14 protein-coding genes are annotated in these 15,087 nt (G+C 72.4%); 8 read left to right on the forward strand and 6 right to left on the reverse strand.

Translation table 11 applies throughout. The features are described from left to right. Positions 1 to 4: 4 nt before the first annotated feature. Together entS and ACIGHB_RS02685 are read right to left on the reverse strand one after the other, a co-directional pair. Complete coding sequence (gene entS / locus ACIGHB_RS02680) at positions 5 to 1,348, reverse strand: enterobactin transporter EntS (RefSeq protein WP_399908925.1); 1,344 nt, start codon at positions 1,346 to 1,348, stop codon at positions 5 to 7. Further along, complete coding sequence (locus ACIGHB_RS02685) at positions 1,335 to 1,604, reverse strand: phosphopantetheine-binding protein (protein WP_360321871.1); 270 nt, start codon at positions 1,602 to 1,604, stop codon at positions 1,335 to 1,337. The genes entS and ACIGHB_RS02685 overlap by 14 nt, the downstream gene beginning before the upstream one ends. A 133-nt stretch (positions 1,605 to 1,737) precedes the next feature. On the opposite strand from ACIGHB_RS02685, the gene ACIGHB_RS02690 reads away from it, so the two are divergent. After that, positions 1,738 to 2,241 carry a GNAT family N-acetyltransferase gene (locus ACIGHB_RS02690; protein WP_399908927.1) on the forward strand — a complete coding sequence of 168 codons (504 nt, stop codon included), beginning with the start codon at positions 1,738 to 1,740 and terminating at the stop codon, positions 2,239 to 2,241. Between the two features lie 131 nt (positions 2,242 to 2,372). On the opposite strand, the gene ACIGHB_RS02695 is transcribed toward ACIGHB_RS02690, so the two are convergent. Beyond that, the gene (locus ACIGHB_RS02695) at positions 2,373 to 2,582 is read right to left on the reverse strand and encodes an MbtH family protein (protein ID WP_360321865.1); all 210 of its coding nucleotides are present in this window, start codon (positions 2,580 to 2,582) and stop codon (positions 2,373 to 2,375) included. A gap of 155 nt (positions 2,583 to 2,737) precedes the next feature. Continuing rightward, complete coding sequence (locus tag ACIGHB_RS02700) at positions 2,738 to 3,538, reverse strand: AraC family transcriptional regulator (RefSeq protein ID WP_399908930.1); 801 nt, start codon at positions 3,536 to 3,538, stop codon at positions 2,738 to 2,740. Positions 3,539 to 3,721: 183 nt separating this feature from the next. Here ACIGHB_RS02700 and ACIGHB_RS02705 point away from each other — a divergent pair, with 183 nt between their 5' ends. From ACIGHB_RS02705 to ACIGHB_RS02725, 5 genes are all read left to right on the forward strand, one after another. Further along, positions 3,722 to 4,747, forward strand: a complete 1,026-nt coding sequence (locus tag ACIGHB_RS02705; protein ID WP_360321859.1) for an iron ABC transporter permease — start codon at positions 3,722 to 3,724, stop codon at positions 4,745 to 4,747. Further along, a complete protein-coding gene (locus ACIGHB_RS02710) occupies positions 4,747 to 5,820 on the forward strand; it encodes a FecCD family ABC transporter permease (RefSeq protein WP_399908932.1) in 1,074 nt (357 codons plus the stop codon). The genes ACIGHB_RS02705 and ACIGHB_RS02710 overlap by 1 nt, the downstream gene beginning before the upstream one ends. Beyond that, entirely contained in the window at positions 5,817 to 6,665 is an 849-nt protein-coding gene (locus ACIGHB_RS02715; RefSeq protein WP_360321853.1) for an ABC transporter ATP-binding protein, read from the forward strand. The genes ACIGHB_RS02710 and ACIGHB_RS02715 overlap by 4 nt, the downstream gene beginning before the upstream one ends. A 2-nt stretch (positions 6,666 to 6,667) precedes the next feature. Further along, positions 6,668 to 7,726 carry an ABC transporter substrate-binding protein gene (locus tag ACIGHB_RS02720; protein ID WP_399908935.1) on the forward strand — a complete coding sequence of 353 codons (1,059 nt, stop codon included), beginning with the start codon at positions 6,668 to 6,670 and terminating at the stop codon, positions 7,724 to 7,726. Positions 7,727 to 7,862: 136 nt separating this feature from the next. Then, positions 7,863 to 9,755, forward strand: coding sequence for an SIP domain-containing protein (locus ACIGHB_RS02725; RefSeq protein WP_399908937.1), 1,893 nt, complete (start codon positions 7,863 to 7,865; stop codon positions 9,753 to 9,755). A 407-nt stretch (positions 9,756 to 10,162) separates the two neighbouring features. Here ACIGHB_RS02725 and ACIGHB_RS02730 read toward each other — a convergent pair whose 3' ends face one another. Beyond that, positions 10,163 to 11,209, reverse strand: a complete 1,047-nt coding sequence (locus ACIGHB_RS02730) for a winged helix DNA-binding protein (protein WP_399908939.1) — start codon at positions 11,207 to 11,209, stop codon at positions 10,163 to 10,165. A gap of 123 nt (positions 11,210 to 11,332) precedes the next feature. Continuing rightward, positions 11,333 to 12,280 (reverse strand): methionyl-tRNA formyltransferase, encoded by a 948-nt coding sequence (locus ACIGHB_RS02735; protein ID WP_399908941.1) that lies wholly within the window; start codon positions 12,278 to 12,280, stop codon positions 11,333 to 11,335. A 254-nt stretch (positions 12,281 to 12,534) separates the two neighbouring features. Here ACIGHB_RS02735 and ACIGHB_RS02740 point away from each other — a divergent pair, with 254 nt between their 5' ends. Together ACIGHB_RS02740 and ACIGHB_RS02745 are read left to right on the forward strand one after the other, a co-directional pair. Next, entirely contained in the window at positions 12,535 to 13,887 is a 1,353-nt protein-coding gene (locus ACIGHB_RS02740; protein WP_360322482.1) for a SidA/IucD/PvdA family monooxygenase, read from the forward strand. A gap of 58 nt (positions 13,888 to 13,945) precedes the next feature. Further along, positions 13,946 to 14,995 (forward strand): iron-siderophore ABC transporter substrate-binding protein, encoded by a 1,050-nt coding sequence (locus ACIGHB_RS02745; protein ID WP_399908943.1) that lies wholly within the window; start codon positions 13,946 to 13,948, stop codon positions 14,993 to 14,995. Positions 14,996 to 15,087 lie beyond the last annotated feature (92 nt).

Here is a 15,087-nt window from a genome sequence, read left to right on the forward strand (position 1 = left end):
CGGGTCAGCCGCCCGCCGGGCCCGTGGCGTCGATCCGCGCGGCGGCGGCGGGAGTCTTCGCGAGGTCGGGGCCCTCGGGCGGACCGTCGTCCTCGGGCTCCTCCTCGGGGAGGGTGGCGTGCCGCAGTCCGGGGACCGTGAGGGCGACGACCACGGCAGCCGCCGTGCACACCACGCCGTTCACGACGGCGGCGCCGGCCGGGCTGAACCACTTGGCCACCAGGGCGACTTCGACCTCGCCCGCGATGCCGCCGGTGGTGCCTTGGGCGGTGAGGACGCTGACCATGCGGCCGCGCAGCCGGTCCGGGGTGTTGTGCTGGACGAGGGCGTACTCGAGGATCTCGTAGACCGTGCCGGCGGCTCCGCCCACGGCCAGCATCGCGAAGGCGAGCGCGGGGCTGCCGCTGAGTCCGAAACCGAGGATGGCCAGACCGCCGACGAACGCGGCGGTGAGCAGCAGGCGTCCGGGCCGGGGCGCTCGCGCGATCCAGCCGCTGGTGGCGGAGACGAGGATCGCGCCCACGGCCGGGGCGGTGTACAGCAGGCCGAGCATCAACTCGCCGCCGCCGAACCGCTTGTCGACCAGCTCGGGGAAGACGACGACCGGCATGCTGAACAGCGCGTTGATCCCGCCGAGGGCGAGGAGGCCGCCGACGACGCGGTTGCGGACGGCGAACCGGAAGGCGGCGAGCGGCGAGCCGGAGTCCTCGGCGCCGTCCTCGTCCTCGTCGTCGTCCGTGACCGGGGGCAGCGGGCGCAGCCTGAGGAGGAGCAGGGTGGTGACGCCGGTGGTGACGGCGGTGAAGGCGTAGACCGGTCCGGGGCCGCCGGTCAGGGCGAGCACCACACCGCCGAGGAAGGGGGCGGCGATCGATCCGAGCTCGCCGGTGAGGGAGATCAGGGCGCCCGCGGCGGGCAGTTGGTCGGGCCGGACCAGGGTCGGGGCGACGGCCATCAGGGCGGTGACGCTGACTCCGGTGGCGAGTCCGTCCAGGGCGACGAACAGGTAGACCGTCCACAGCTGCGGGTCGGGCAGGAAGGCGTTGACCGCGAGTCCGGCGAAGGCGAGGGCGGCGGAGGAACGGCCCCACAGGATCAGCTTCCGGCGGTCCATGCGGTCGGCCGCCCAGCCGCCCCAGAGGGAGCCGAGCAGCACGGTGACGCTCATGATCATGCTGGAGACGGCGACCCCGAAGGTGGAGCCCGTCAGGTCGTAGACCTGCTTGGCCAGCGCCACCATGGCCATGCCGAGTCCGAAGAGGGACACGATCCGGGCGATGAAGATCGCCCGGAAGTCGCGGCTGGCCCGCAGCGGGCTGATGTCGATGAGGAGGTCACCGGCTCGCACGGGACGCTCCCGACGGCTGCCCGAGGAGGGCGGCCCACTCCTTGAGGGTGGGGTGTTCGGCGAGTTCGACGAATCCGATCACGGCGCCGTCGGCGCGCCACGTCTCGACCAGGGCCATCAGCCGGATCGAGTCGAGGCCCTGGTCGAGCAGGCTCTCGTCCGGGTCGATCTCCTCGGCGTCGACGTAGAGCACGTCGGCGACGTCACGCGTGAGCCGCTCCAGGGCGAAGGTCTGCTGTCCGGCCGTGTCGGCCATGGGTGGGTCCTCGTCTTCCCGTTCCGGTGGTGCAGGTGTTGGTTAGGTAAGGCTTACCTAAGTAGCTATCGTGCAGTCAAACGCGTGCCGCGAACTCACGGCGGTCCGTCAGTTGTCAGAGAGCGAGAAGACGTTGAACACTGCACTGTCCCGACCGGAGCGCCCGCCGCTGCCCCTCGTCGAGGTCAGGGCGGCCGGGGCCGGGGATGCCGGCGCGGTCCACCGGCTGTCGAGGCCGTTCGTGCGCGAGGGCGCCCTGCGCGACCGGTCGCTCGCCGAACTGGCCCGCGACGCGGCGGACTTCCTGGTCGTGGAGGCCGGCGCCGAGGGTCTGGTGGGATGTGTGGGTCTGCGGGCCTGCGCCGACGCGCGGGGCCGGGTGGCGGTCGTGCTCTACAACTTCTGCGTGGCGCCCGGACATCAGGGGCGGGGCATCGGCTCCGCGCTGCTCGGCGCCGTGCTCCGCGAGGCGGACGCGCGGGGCGCCGCCCGGGTGTGCGCGGCGACCGTCGGCAGCGGGCTGCTCTTCCTGCGGCACGGCTTCGCCGCCGGTCGCGAGGAGGAGGCGCCGCCCGCGTGGCGGGCCGCCCTCGATCCCGCGCGCGGCTCCCGGATCCTCACCCGCGTCCTGGCGTGAGGCGGACGGGCCCTGCCCGCTCCCGTGCCGCCGGCTCCCGTGCCGCCGGCTCCCGTCCCGCCATCTCCCGGACGCGGTCGCGCGCCGGACGGGAGCGGGCGGGACGGGCCGCGCCCGCCGGGGGTCCGGCGTCAGGAACGGGCGGCCAGGCTCGCCGGGCGCAGGTCGGTCCAGTGCTCCTCGGTGTACGCGGCACAGCCCTGCCGGGAGTCCTCGCCGTGCACCACGGTCCAGCCGTCCGGGATCTCGGCGAAGGCCGGCCAGAGCGAGTGCTGGTTCTCGGCGTTGACGAGCACGTAGTAGCGGGCGTCGTCGTCCTCGAAGGGGTTGGTCGCGGTCATGGGTCTCTCCTCGCGCCGGGGCGGCCCCGCCTGCCGCGCCCTTCGGGGCGGGGCACGGGGGCCGTGGGGGGGGGGTCGGGTCGGTGGGGGCGCCCAGGAGCTGGGCGTTTAGGTAAGGCTTACCTAAAATCACCTAGGGTGCGGTGGCTGTCAAGTCACCCCCCGGTGGCCGACTTTCGCGCGGAGGGGACGCTTCCGACCGGCTCGGGAGGCCCGGGCGGGCGCCCTCCGTGCTCCTTGATCCAGACGCCCGGGGTGCGCCCGAAGTGTCGCCTGAACGCCAGGATGTAGCCGTTCGTGCTCGTGAATCCGACCTTGGCGGCGACCGCGCCGACCTGATGTCCCCGGCTGAGCAGGGCGAGCGAGTGGTTGAGGCGCACCCGGGTCCGCCACTCGGAGAAGGCGAGCCCGGTCTCGGCGCGGAAGGCCCGGCGCAGGCTCGTCGCGCTCACGTAGAGGCTCTCGGCCCACTCCGTCGCGGTGCGCTGGTCGTCGGGTCTGCGCAGCAGCGTTCCCGCGACGGCGCGGGCCGCCTCGCTGGTCGGGCGGGGCAGCGGAAGCCGGGCGTCGCCGTGGGGCCCGGCGCAGGTCAGCGCCGCGAACATGGCCGCGTCGTCGACCTCCGCGCCCCCGCCCCGGGTGCGGGCCAGCAGGTGCCGGCGAGCGGTCTCGTCGAGCCGGATCGTGGTGGCCCGGGTGTACGGCAGGCGGTGCCGGACGGGGTCGAACGACTCGGTCAGGACCAGGGATCCGGAATCGAACGCGGCGCTGTGCGGGGTGCCGGCCGGAAGCCACAGCGCCTGCGGCGAGGTCAGCTCGTGCTCGCCGTCCGGGGTGGTGACGGTGATCCGTCCCAAGGGCGCGTACAGGAGTTGGTGGTAGTCGTGCCAGTGCGTCGCATGACCCGTCGCCGTGATGACGATCTCGTCGGTCGCGCCCGCCGTGCGGTCGGTCATGCGCGCCACCCCCCGGTGTCTGAGAGGCGGTCGGCCCGCGACCCCTCGGTGTGATCGGTCGGCCTCCGAGTTGGATCCCCGAAGGTTAGGCAAGGGTAACCTAAGTAGCCGTACGAGCAGTGAGAACAAGGACGGCACATGACACAACCGCCCCTATCGGTGGCGAAAGCCCCGATACAGGACATGCCTCCGGGCGACCCCCCGGTCCGCACCCGGACCTCGCGGGGCACGGTCGTGTCCGTCCTCGCCGTCGCGGCGGTCCTCGTGACGCTCGTCGCGAGCATCGGACTCGGCGCCCGGGACATCTCGCCCCTGGAAGTCGTCCGCATCCTGCTCCACCCCGGGGAAGAGGCGTTCAACACCCACGTCCTGTGGACCGAGCGCATCCCCCGCACCTTCCTCGGCCTCGCCGTCGGCGCGGCGCTCGGCGCCGCCGGTCTCGTCATGCAGGCCCTCACCGCCAACCCCCTCGCGGACCCCGGCATCCTCGGCGTCGAACAGGGCGCCTCGATGTTCGTCGTCCTCGGCATCATGCTCCTCGGTGTCACCGACACCGGCGACTACTTCTGGCTCGCCCTCCTGGGCGCCTCCGTGACCGCCACCCTTGTCTACCTCATCGGGACCCGCACCGACGCCGGGAGTTCGGCCGTCGGCCTCGTCCTCGCCGGCGTCGCCCTCGCGGCCGTGATGTCCTCCCTCATCACCCTCCTCGTCGTCCGCGACAAGGAGGCGTTCTTCCACCTCCGCTTCTGGTCGGTCGGTCAGCTCACCGGCCGCGCGGAGGTCCTGAGCCACCTCATGCCCTTCGTCCTCGTCGGACTCCTCCTCGCGCTGCCCCTCGGCCGCACCCTCAACATCCTCGGCCTCGGCGACGACACCGCCCGCGCCCTCGGCGTCCGGGTCGAACGCGCCCGGCTCACCGCCGCGGCCGTCGCCGTCCTCCTGTGCGCCGCCGCCACCGCCGCCGTCGGCCCCGTCGCCTTCGTCGGACTGGTCGCCGCCCACTGCGCCCGGCTCCTCGTCGGCCCCGACCACCGCTGGTCGCTGCCGATCTCCATGGCCGCCGGGGCCGTCCTCCTCACCGGAGCCGACACCGCCGGCCGGCTCGTCCTCGACCACGGCGAGGTCCAGGTGGGCCTCATGACCGCGATCGTCGGCACCCCCTTCTTCGTCTGGCTCGCCCGGCGCCGCGACCTGGTGCGGATGTGATGACCCCTCTCGCCCTCCGGTCCACGCCGGACTCCCCGACCACGCCCGTCGTCGTCGCCCGCCTGCGCGCCGACCGCCGCGCCCGCAACCGCCGCGCCTCGGTGACCGCCTCCGTGCTCGCCGTCGCGCTGCTGGGCCTCACCACCGCCTCCGTCCTGCTCGGCGGCATCGGCCGGCTCGACCCCGCAGACGTCCTGCCCGCCGCCTTCGGCCTGCGCGACGGCCTCGCCGACTACATGATCTTCCAGCTGCGGATGCCGAGGGCGCTCTCCGCGCTGCTCGCCGGAGCCCTCTTCGGCCTGGCCGGCTCGCTCTACCAGCGCCTGATCCGCAACCCGCTCGCCACCCCCGACATCGTCGGCATCTCCGCCGGAGCCGGCGCCGGCGCCGCGACCGCGCTGCTCTACGCGCCCGCCGCCTTCTCCCTCGGCGTCCCCGTGGCCGCCGTCATCGGCTCCTTCGTCCTCGTCGCCGCCGTCCAGGCGCTCAGCTGGCGCGGCGGGGTCGACACGTACCGCCTCGTCCTCGTCGGCATCGGGCTCAGCGCCGTCTGCACCGCGTACACGAACTACCTCTTCCTCGTCGCGGACCAGCAGAGCCTCGCCATCGCCCTGCGCTGGACGGTCGGCACCACCAACGACGCGGACTGGGACGGCGTCACGACCCTCGCCGCCGGCTTCGCCGCCTGCGCGCTCGCCGCCCTCTTCCTCGCCCGGCCCCTCGCCACCCTCACCCTGGGCGACGGCTTCGCCGCCGGCCTCGGCACCCGGGTGACCGCCTCCCGCGTCGGCGTCCTGCTCGTCGGCGCCGCCGCCGCGGCCCTCGCCACCAGCGTCGTCGGCCCCATCGGCTTCGTCTCCCTCGTCAGCGGCCCCATCGCCGTCCGCCTGGTGGGGACCGAGCGCTCCACCCTCCTCGCCTCGGCGATCGGCGCCGCCATCGTCCTCGGCGCCGACGTCCTCGCCCAGCACGCACCGCTGATCAGCCCGGTGCCCACCGGTGTCCTCACCGCGCTGCTCGGCGCCCCCTACTTCGTCTGGCTGATCCTTCGACGCAGGCAGGGAGCCTCGTGACCCACACCGTGACCCCGCAGACCGAGAGCCCGGAAGCCACCGCGACCCACCAGCTCGAAGCCCGCGGCATCAGCGCCGGGTACGGCAAGACACCCGTCATCGAGGACCTGGACCTCCGGATCGAGAAGGGCCGGATCACCGCCCTCGTCGGCCCCAACGCCTGCGGCAAGTCCACCCTCCTCAAGTCCATCGCCCGCCTCCTGCCGCTCGCCGCCGGATCGGTCCTCCTCGAAGGCTCCGACATCCACCGCCTGCCCACCCGCGAGGTGGCGCGCCGGCTCGGCGTCCTCCCGCAGTCCCCGGTCGCCCCGGAGAGCATCACCGTCGGCGACCTGGTCTGGCGCGGCCGCCATCCGCACCGCCAGTTCGGCCGCCGCCGCGACGCGCGCGAGGACGAGATCATCGCCGAGGCCCTCCAGGCCACCGGAACCGCCGAACTCGTCGACCGCCCGGTCGACCAGCTCTCCGGCGGCCAGCGCCAGCGCGTGTGGATCGCCCTCGCCCTCGCCCAGGACACCCCCACCCTGCTGCTCGACGAACCCACCACCTACCTGGACGTCGCGCACCAGATCGAGGTCATGGACCTCCTCGCCGACCTCAACGAACAGACGGGCAAGACCATCGTGCTCGTCTCCCACGACCTCAACCAGGCAGCCCTGTACGCCTCGACGATCGTCGCCCTGCGCGACGGGCGCGTCATCCGGCAGGGCCCGCCCGAAGAGGTCCTCGACGAGAGCACCGTGGCCGAGGTCTTCGGCCTCCGCTGCCTCGTCGTACCCCATCCCCTCACCGCACGGCCGCAGATCTTCCCCCTCGGCCGCCGTCACCACGCGCAGGAGAACTGACCATGAACCGCCCCGCCAGACCGCTCGCACGGCGCTCCGCCGCCCGTACCCTCCTCGCCGCCGCCGCGTGCGGCGCCCTCCTCGTCGGCTGCGGCGGCAAGGACGACGCGAAGAGCGACGGCGCGAAGCCCACCGGTGCCGCGAGCGGCGCCGCCGCCGAGGCCGCCTTCCCGGTCACCCTCCCCAACGCCTGGGGCAAGACCGAGGTCAAGAAGAAGCCCCTCAAGGTCGCCACCGTCTCCGACGGCGACACCGACATCGCCCTCGCCCTCGGCCTCGTCCCGGTCATCACCCCGGACGCCGAGGACGGCGGCCCCGTCCCCGAGTACAAGCAGCGCGCGATCGACAAGCTCGGCGCCGGCAAGCTCAAGACGTACGACGACACCGACGGCACCGACTACGAGGCCATCGCCGCCGAGGCCCCGGACGTCATCCTCGGCATGAACACCTGGTCGATGGACGCCGACTACGCCAAGCTCGCGCCGATCGCCCCGGTCGTCACCTTCACCGACAAGGCGCACTCCGACACCCTCACCTGGCAGGAGCGCCTGAAGACCGCCGCCAAGGCCCTCGGCATGACCGCCGAGGCCGAGAAGGTCATCGCCGCCAACGAGAAGGCCACCGCCGACGCGGCCGCCGCGCACCCCGAGTTCAAGGGCAAGACGTACACCTACGCGGTCGTCCACCCCGAGCAGATCACCTTCATGTCCTACGCCGACCAGGACCCGGGCGTCTTCGAGCAGCTCGGCTTCACCAAGTCGGACAAGGCCAAGAACTACAAGGCCGACAAGAACGCCGTCAGCCTGGAGAACCTGGACGAGCTGGAGGCCGACGTCCTCCTCATGACCTACCCCTTCGGTGACAACGGCCTGCTCAGCGTCAAGGAGCTGGAGAGCAACAAGCTCTTCCAGTCCCTGAAGGCCGTCAAGGGCAAGCACTACGCGGTCATCCCCTCGGAGAACACCCTCTCCTCCGCCGTCGCCTACCCGGACGCCCTCAGCGCCCCCTGGGTCGTCGAGAAGCTGACGCCGATCCTCGCCGGGGCCGTCGCCGGCAAGTGACCCCCGCTCCCGGCAGGGAGCACCCACCGCCACCCGTACGGGCCGGGCGGGCCGGCGCACCGCGCCACCGGCCCGCCCGGCCCGCAGGTCCGTCCCGCGGCGCCCGCCCGGCGCCGCGCACGAAGGAGCAGTACCCATGCCCACCCGCAGCCCCCGCTCGGTCGTCACCTTCCCCATCGTGCTGCGCGAGCTGACCGTCCTGCGCGCCGAGAACCTCACCCCCGGGATGCGCCGCCTCACCCTCGGCGGACCCCAGCTCGACGCCTTCGTCAAGGACGGCCTGGAACTCCCGGCCCTGCGCACCGAGGGCTTCGACGACCACGTGAAGTTCTTCTTCGCCGACGAGACCGGGCGCCTCGTCCTGCCCCGGCAGCGGGTGAGCAGCCTCGACTGGTCGGACGGACGGCCCGTCGCCAAGGACTACACCCCGGTCCGCCACGACCCCGAGAAGGGCGAGATCGACTTCGACTTCGTCCGCCACGACGGCGGAGTCGCCTCCACCTGGGCCGAGAACGCCGTCCCCGGCGACAGCGCCTGGATCGCGGGACCGAAGATGTCCCACAGCCACCCCGAGGGCGCCGACTGGATCCTCGTCGTCGGCGACGAGACCGCCCTGCCCGCCATCGGCCGCTGGCTCGCCGAGATGCCGGCCGGCACCAAGGCCCGCGTCTTCATCGAGGTCGGCGACGACAGCCACCGCCAGGAGCTGCCCACCGAGGCCGACGCCGAGATCGTCTGGCTCTCCCGCGAGGGCGCCCCGGCCGGCACCACCGACCTCCTGGAGCAGGCCCTCCGCGCCGCCGAATGGCTGCCCGGCACCGTCTTCGCCTGGGTCGCCGGCGAGGCCGTCACCCTCAAGGGCATCCGCCGCCACCTGGCGACGGAGCGTCAGATCCCGCGCGAGCAGACGCACATCACCGGTTACTGGCGCCGCTCCGCGCCCGCCGCCGCGCCGGCCTCGGACTCGGCCTCGGCCTCGGCCGGGGAGTCGCCCGCCGGCGCCGAGACCGTCCCGGCGGTGGAGGACGACGAGGACGACGCGCACGAGCGCCTCCACGCCCTGACCGACCTGGCGCCCCCGTACGCCATCCGGACCGCCGTCACCCTCGGCGTCTTCGACCTGGTCGACCGGGGCGTGCGGCACGCCGGCGAACTGGCCCGCCGCGCCGAGGCCGACCCGGCCACCCTCCGCGCCCTCCTCGACTACCTCGTGGGCATCGACCTGCTCGCCACCGACGGCGAGGGCCACTACAGCCTCACCCCGGTCAGCGAGGAGCTGGTCGAGGACGACCACTCGGCGGAGGAGTACCACCTGGAGGGCGCCCAGGCCGCGCTCGACGCCTCCCTCTCCGGGCTGCTGCACACCGTCCGCACCGGCCGCGCCGGCTACCGCACCCTCGCCGGCCGCACCCTGACCGAGGAGCTGGCCCGGGAGTCCCGGATCGCCGACACCGCGCGCGCCGCCGTCGAGGACGAGGCCCGCTGGATCGCCCCCGGCGTCCTGCGCGCCCACGACTGGTCGGCCGTCACCGAGCTGACCGCCACCGGCCAGGGAGTCGCCACCGTCGTCGAGACCCTGGTCAAGGAACACCCGGAACTGCGGGCGCGGATCGTCGCGATGCCCTCGGTGCTGCGGGTGCTGCGCGAGGCGATCCTGGACCAGGAGCTGCTGCCCCGGATCGACCTGGTCGCCGGATCCGGGGCCGTACCGGTGGGCGCGCGGACGGTGCTGATGTCACGTCAGCTGGAGTGGCAGGCCGACGAGGACGCGGTGCACACCCTCGCCGAGGCGGCCGCCGCCCTCGCGCCGGACGGCACCCTGCTCCTGGTCGAGCAGGTCGCGACCGGCGACCCCGAGGACATGGAGGAGGTCCTGCACCATCTGCGCCTGAAGTGCGCCTTCGGCTCGGGGGTGCGCGACGCGGAGGCGATCGCGGCACTGGCGGAGAGCGCGGGCCTCAGGGTCGTCTCCCGCGCCGACGTGGGCTGGGACCACCGCCTCTGGACCCTCGTCCGCGACGCCTCCTGACTCACGCGCGCGGGGACCGGCCCGGCACACCGCCGGCCCGGCCCCCGCGCGTTCTCCTGCGCCCGGCCCTTCGGACTCCCGGTGCGGGGCACGAGGAGACCCCGTGCCCGGCCCCTGGCCACACCCGCCTTCGGCCCCCGGATCTCCCCGCGCCCGGGTTTCGACCCTTGGGCCTCCCCGTGCCCGACCCCGGCCCCGGGCCTTCCCGGCCTGGTCTCCCCGTGTCTGACCCCGGGCCTGGGTCTCGCCGGCCCGGTCTCCCCGTGCCCGACCCCGGGCCCCGGTCTCAGCGGCCCCAATCTCCCCGGCCCCGATCTCCCCGGCCCCGGCCCCGGCCCCGATCTCCCCGGCCCCGGGCCCGGTCTCCCGGCCCAGGTATCCCGGGGCCGGGAGACCGGGGCCGGCCGTCACCCCCGTCCCGTGCCGAAGTGTTCCTCGGCGGAGGACGCGCCGCCTCCCTCGGACCGGACCTGGCGCAGCACCAGGGCCGGGCGGGCGGTGCCGCCGTGGTCCGCGCCGGCGACGACGACCACGCCTTCGTCCCCGGTCCGGAGGATCAGCCCCGGCTCGCCGGAGTAGAGGCCCCGCGAGACCGTCGCCGCGAGAACGTCGAGCCGCCGGCCGGCGTGGTGGGTGAAGGCGGTCGGGTGCAGCCCGCGCCGCGACTCGACGAAGCGGGCGAGCTCCTCCGCGGAGTGCGTCCAGTCGATGCGGCCGTCCTCGTCGGAGCCGCCGGAGAGGATCTCGACCGCTCCCGGAGGGTCGTGGACCACGCCCGCCGGGCTCGGTTCGAGGTGCCGGTGGACCCGGCGGAGCAGGGAGGCGAGCTGGGCGCGCTCCTCCTCGTTGAGCGGGGCGAGGACCTCGTCGTCCGTCGAGGCGATCTCCGCGTTGAGGCGGGCCAGCCAGGTCCTGCCCTCGGGGGTGAGGCGGACCAGGACCCTGCGCCGGTTGGCCGGGTCCCGGGCGCAGTCGACGTGGCCGGTCCGCACCAGGTCGTTGACGATCTTCACCAGGTCGCTGGAGTTCATGTCGAGCCGCGCCGCGAGGACGGTCTTCATCTGCGGGCCCAGATCCGCGACGAGCGCCATCACGGTGAGGTGCCACAACCGCAGGTTGTGGGCGGCGAGCCGCTCGGTGAGCCGGCGGCGGGCGGCCTTGCCGAGCGCGTAGAGCAGGTACGCGTTGAGGTTCAGGACGCTGGGCGGCGTCATGCTCAGTCGGGGCGGCCCGGAGGGTCCGGCGGCGGCCCGGTCGGGGACGCCCGCCGTGTCCGCCGGGGAGGTCTGCCGCGTCGTGCCGGGTAAGGCGACGGCCTGGATCGTCAGATCGGTGTCGGCCAGGGCCCGGAAGACCTGGGCCCAGTCGGTCGTCGGCAGATTGGACAGGCCGACGACGGCGAACGCTGCTCCGGACGCGTCGTGCGCGACGCCGGAGACTGCCGGTTGTTCCATGAGCTTCCCCTTGCTCACCCTGCGAGTGAGGTGTGTCTAACCCACTCAAGTGGTCGTAAAAAGCCGTCGCCCCTCAGGACCGTCTGAGGGGCGACGGGGTGCGGGGGCCAGGGGCCCCTGGCCTCAGGGGCGGCTGGTCAGGTATCCGCCCATGGAGGTGAAGTACTCGGTGGCGGGCAGCTCGCGCCCGTCCTCGGTCCGGACCCGTGTGACGGCGAGTCCGTGGTTGCGGCCGGTGAAGGCGTCGGGGCCGGCGACGATCACGACGCCGGCGCCCTCGCGGTAGAAGATCCGTCCTGGGGTGCCGCCGTAACGGCCTTCCGACACGGCGGCGGAGAGGAGCTCCAGGCGCTTGCCCCTGTGGAAGGTGAAGGCGCTGGGGTACGGCGCGGACTGCGCGCGGACCAGGCGCTCCAGGCGGTCGGCCGGCCAGTTCCAGTCGATCCGGATGTCGTCCTCGGCCCGCTTGTGGAAGAAGCTGGCCTGGGAGCGGTCCTGCGGGGTGAACTCGGTCTCCCCGGCGGCGATCCGGGCGAGCGCCCCGATCGTGACGGGGGCGATGAGGTCGACCGTCTTGTGGAACAGGTCGGTGGCCGTGTCGGCCGGCTCCACGGTGACCGCGCGCTGGTCGACGATGTCGCCGGCGTCGAGCACCTCGTCCATCATGTGGGCCGTGACGCCCACTTCGGACTCGCCGTTGATGAGGGCCCAGATGAGGGGCGAGAAGCCGGCGTACTTCGGCAGCAGCGAGTCGTGGATGTTCAGCGTGCCGTGGCGCGGCAGCGAGTAGATGTGCGGCGGGATCCACGTGCGCCAGTTGTTGGCCACGATGATGTCCGGGTCGGCGGCCTTGAGCAGGTCGAACAGCTCGTCGTCGTCGGGCCGGTTGCGGATCGCGACGGGGACGCCGTGCTCCTCGGCGAGGTCGGCGACCGAGTCGCTCCAGATCTTCTCGTAGGCGTGCTCGCTCTTGGGGTGCGTCACGACCATCACCACGTCGTGTTCGGACTCCAGGAGGGCCTTGAGGGTGCGGTGACCCCACGTCTGGTAACCGAACATGACGACCCGCATAAGGGCTTCCTCCTCGGTGAAACGAATGGTCGCGCCAAGTAAAGCAAGCCTTACCTAAGGTCCGCAAGTTGCGGTTCTTTCAAGCCAGTTGGCCTGGCCTGGTCGCGTCATGTCCCATTTGTCCAGTCGACAGCCTCGCGCAGGTCAGGTTAGCTTTACCTAAGTTGCGGCTGGCTTGTGGATGACACCGAGCCGCTGTCGCGTTCCTTTCGCCCCACGCCTCACAGGCGGCAGTTCCGCACGATGGGAGTGACATGTCTCAGGGCCTTCCTGGCGACGCCCCTCTGGTCCACGACCTCATAGGGATCGGCTTCGGGCCGTCCAATGTGGCCATGGCGATAGCGCTCACCGAGCACAACGCCCGCGTCGGAAGGGAGGAGGCCGTCACCGCGCACTTCTTCGAGCGGCAGCCCGGCTTCGGCTGGCACCGCGGCATGCTGATCGACGACGCCACGATGCAGGTCTCCTTCCTCAAGGACCTGGTCACGCTGAGGAATCCGACCAGCGAGTACAGCTTCCTCTGCTACCTGCAGAGCAGGGACCGGCTGATCGACTTCGTCAACCACAAGAACCTCTTCCCCCTCCGCGTCGAGTTCCACGACTACTTCGAGTGGGCGGCGGCCAAGGTCGACGACATGGTCTCCTACGGCCACGAGGTCGTCGCCGTCGAACCCGTCGTACGGGACGGCGTCATCGAATACCTCGACGTCACCGCCAGGAACGGCACCGAGACCGTCGTCCACCGGGCGCGCAACCTCGTGATCGGCACCGGTCTCCGCCCGATGATGCCCGAGGGCGTCGAGCGCACGGACCGCGTCTGGCACAACTCCGAGCTGCTCACCAAGGTCGACTCCCTGAACGGCGAGAGCCCCACGCGCTTCGTCGTCGTCGGCGCCGGCCAGAGCGCCGCCGAGAACGTCGCCTACCTCCACCGCCGCTTCCCCGAGGCCGAGGTGTGCGCCGTCTTCTCCCGCTACGGCTACAGCCCCGCGGACGACAGCGCCTTCGCCAACCGCATCTTCGACCCGGCCGCCGTCGACGAGTACTTCACGGCGCCCGGAGACGTGAAGCGGAAGCTCATGGACTACCACGGCAACACCAACTACTCGGTCGTCGACATCGACCTGATCGACGACCTGTACCGCCAGGCGTACCAGGAGAAGGTCCTCGGCACCGAGCGCCTGCGGTTCATCAACGTCTCCCGGCTCACCGGCGTCGAGGACGACGGGAAGAAGGTCCGCGCCTTCGTCACCTCCCTGGTCACCGGGGAGGAGACGGTCCTGGACGCCGACGTCGTCGTGTACGCCACCGGCTACAGCCCCGCCGACCCCGTCGGACTGCTCGGCCCGGTCGCCGACCACTGCCGGCGCGACGAGGAGGGCCGCGTCCTCGCCGAGCGCGACTACCGGCTGACGACCGACGCCGAACTGCGCTGCGGCATCTACCTCCAGGGCGGCACCGAGCACACCCACGGCATCACCTCCTCCCTGCTCTCCAACACCGCGATCCGGGTCGGCGAGATCCTCGACTCCATCCTCGACCGGGGCCGCACGCCCGCGCCGGGCGAGCCCCGGCCGGTCGCCGACGGCATCGGCTCGGCCCGCTAGCACCCCCCCCGCACCACCGGGGCACGCCCCACCGCGAGAACCCTCGAAAGGAACGTCTGTGTTCACTGGTACGCGTCCCGCCCCGCCGCGGTTCGTCGGACAACTGCCGTACGTGGCCGTCGCGACGGTCGCGGCTCTCGCCCTGTCGGCGTGCGGTGGTGGTTCGGAGAAGGCGGAGTCGAAGCCCGCTGCCACGTCGGCCGGCGGCGAGGCGCCGTCCGCCTTCCCCGTGACGGTGGAGCACAAGTACGGCAGCACGACGATCGACAAGGAGCCGAAGCGGGTCGTCACGCTGGGCCTGTCGGACCAGGACGCGGTGCTGGCGCTCGGGGTGAAGCCGGTCGGGGCGGTCGACTGGTTCAAGGAGGACCCGTACGGCAAGTGGCCGTGGACGAAGGACAAGTGGGGGGCCGACAAGCCGCAGATCGTCGGCGAGCGGGACGAGTACAACGTCGAGAAGATCGCGGCGCTCAAGCCGGATCTCGTCATCGCGCAGTACTCGGGCATGAAGAAGGAGCAGTACGACACGCTGTCGAAGTTCACGAAGGTCGTCGCGCAGCCCAAGGGCGTGCCGGACTACGGTGCTTCGTGGCAGGTGATGACACGTCAGATCGGTAAGTCGCTGGGCAGGGCGGACGAGACCGAGAAGCTGATCGAGGGCATCGACGCCCGGTTCGAGGCGGCGCGGGAGAAGCACCCGGAGTGGGCGTCGAAGACGCTCGCGGTCGCGGACAGCTTCGAGGCGGGCAAGTACTCGGCGTTCACGAAGACCGATCCGAAGTCGATCTTCTTCCAGGAGCTCGGGTTCAAGCTGAAGCCTGAGATCGACACGCTGGCCAAGCCGGGCTGGAACGTGGCGGAGCTGAGCGCGGAGAAGCTGAACGTCCTTGACGTGGACCGGCTGGTCTGGGTGACCTCCAGCACCGACGCCAACACCCGCATCAAGGCCGAGCCGCTGTACAAGAAGCTGAAGGTCAACCAGGACAAGCGCGACCTGTTCGTGCCGTACCAGGACCCGGACATCGGCGCCGCGTTTTCCTTCAACACCGTCCTGTCGATCCCGTACGCCATCGACGAGATCGAACCCCTCCTGTCGGCCGTCAAGTAGCACCTCCACCGCCGAGGCGGAGCGGGGGAGGACGTCACCGTCCGGCACGTCGTGCCGGCGCGGGGCGGCCTCCCCCGCGGCCGGTCCTCCGT

It is taken from the genome of Streptomyces sp. NPDC085460 (assembly GCF_044541975.1).
Classification (GTDB): Bacteria; Actinomycetota; Actinomycetes; order Streptomycetales; family Streptomycetaceae; genus Streptomyces.

Coding starts and splice junctions, on each gene's coding strand:
- ACIGHB_RS02685 (WP_360321871.1), bottom strand. CDS start 1,604: ATGGCCGACACGGCCGGACAGCAGACCTTCGCCCTGGAGCGGCTCACG.
- ACIGHB_RS02695 (WP_360321865.1), bottom strand. CDS start 2,582: ATGACCGCGACCAACCCCTTCGAGGACGACGACGCCCGCTACTACGTG.
- ACIGHB_RS02700 (WP_399908930.1), bottom strand. CDS start 3,538: ATGACCGACCGCACGGCGGGCGCGACCGACGAGATCGTCATCACGGCG.
- ACIGHB_RS02705 (WP_360321859.1), top strand. CDS start 3,722: ATGCCTCCGGGCGACCCCCCGGTCCGCACCCGGACCTCGCGGGGCACG.
- ACIGHB_RS02710 (WP_399908932.1), top strand. CDS start 4,747: ATGACCCCTCTCGCCCTCCGGTCCACGCCGGACTCCCCGACCACGCCC.
- ACIGHB_RS02720 (WP_399908935.1), top strand. CDS start 6,668: ATGAACCGCCCCGCCAGACCGCTCGCACGGCGCTCCGCCGCCCGTACC.
- ACIGHB_RS02725 (WP_399908937.1), top strand. CDS start 7,863: ATGCCCACCCGCAGCCCCCGCTCGGTCGTCACCTTCCCCATCGTGCTG.
- ACIGHB_RS02730 (WP_399908939.1), bottom strand. CDS start 11,209: ATGGAACAACCGGCAGTCTCCGGCGTCGCGCACGACGCGTCCGGAGCA.
- ACIGHB_RS02735 (WP_399908941.1), bottom strand. CDS start 12,280: ATGCGGGTCGTCATGTTCGGTTACCAGACGTGGGGTCACCGCACCCTC.
- ACIGHB_RS02740 (WP_360322482.1), top strand. CDS start 12,535: ATGTCTCAGGGCCTTCCTGGCGACGCCCCTCTGGTCCACGACCTCATA.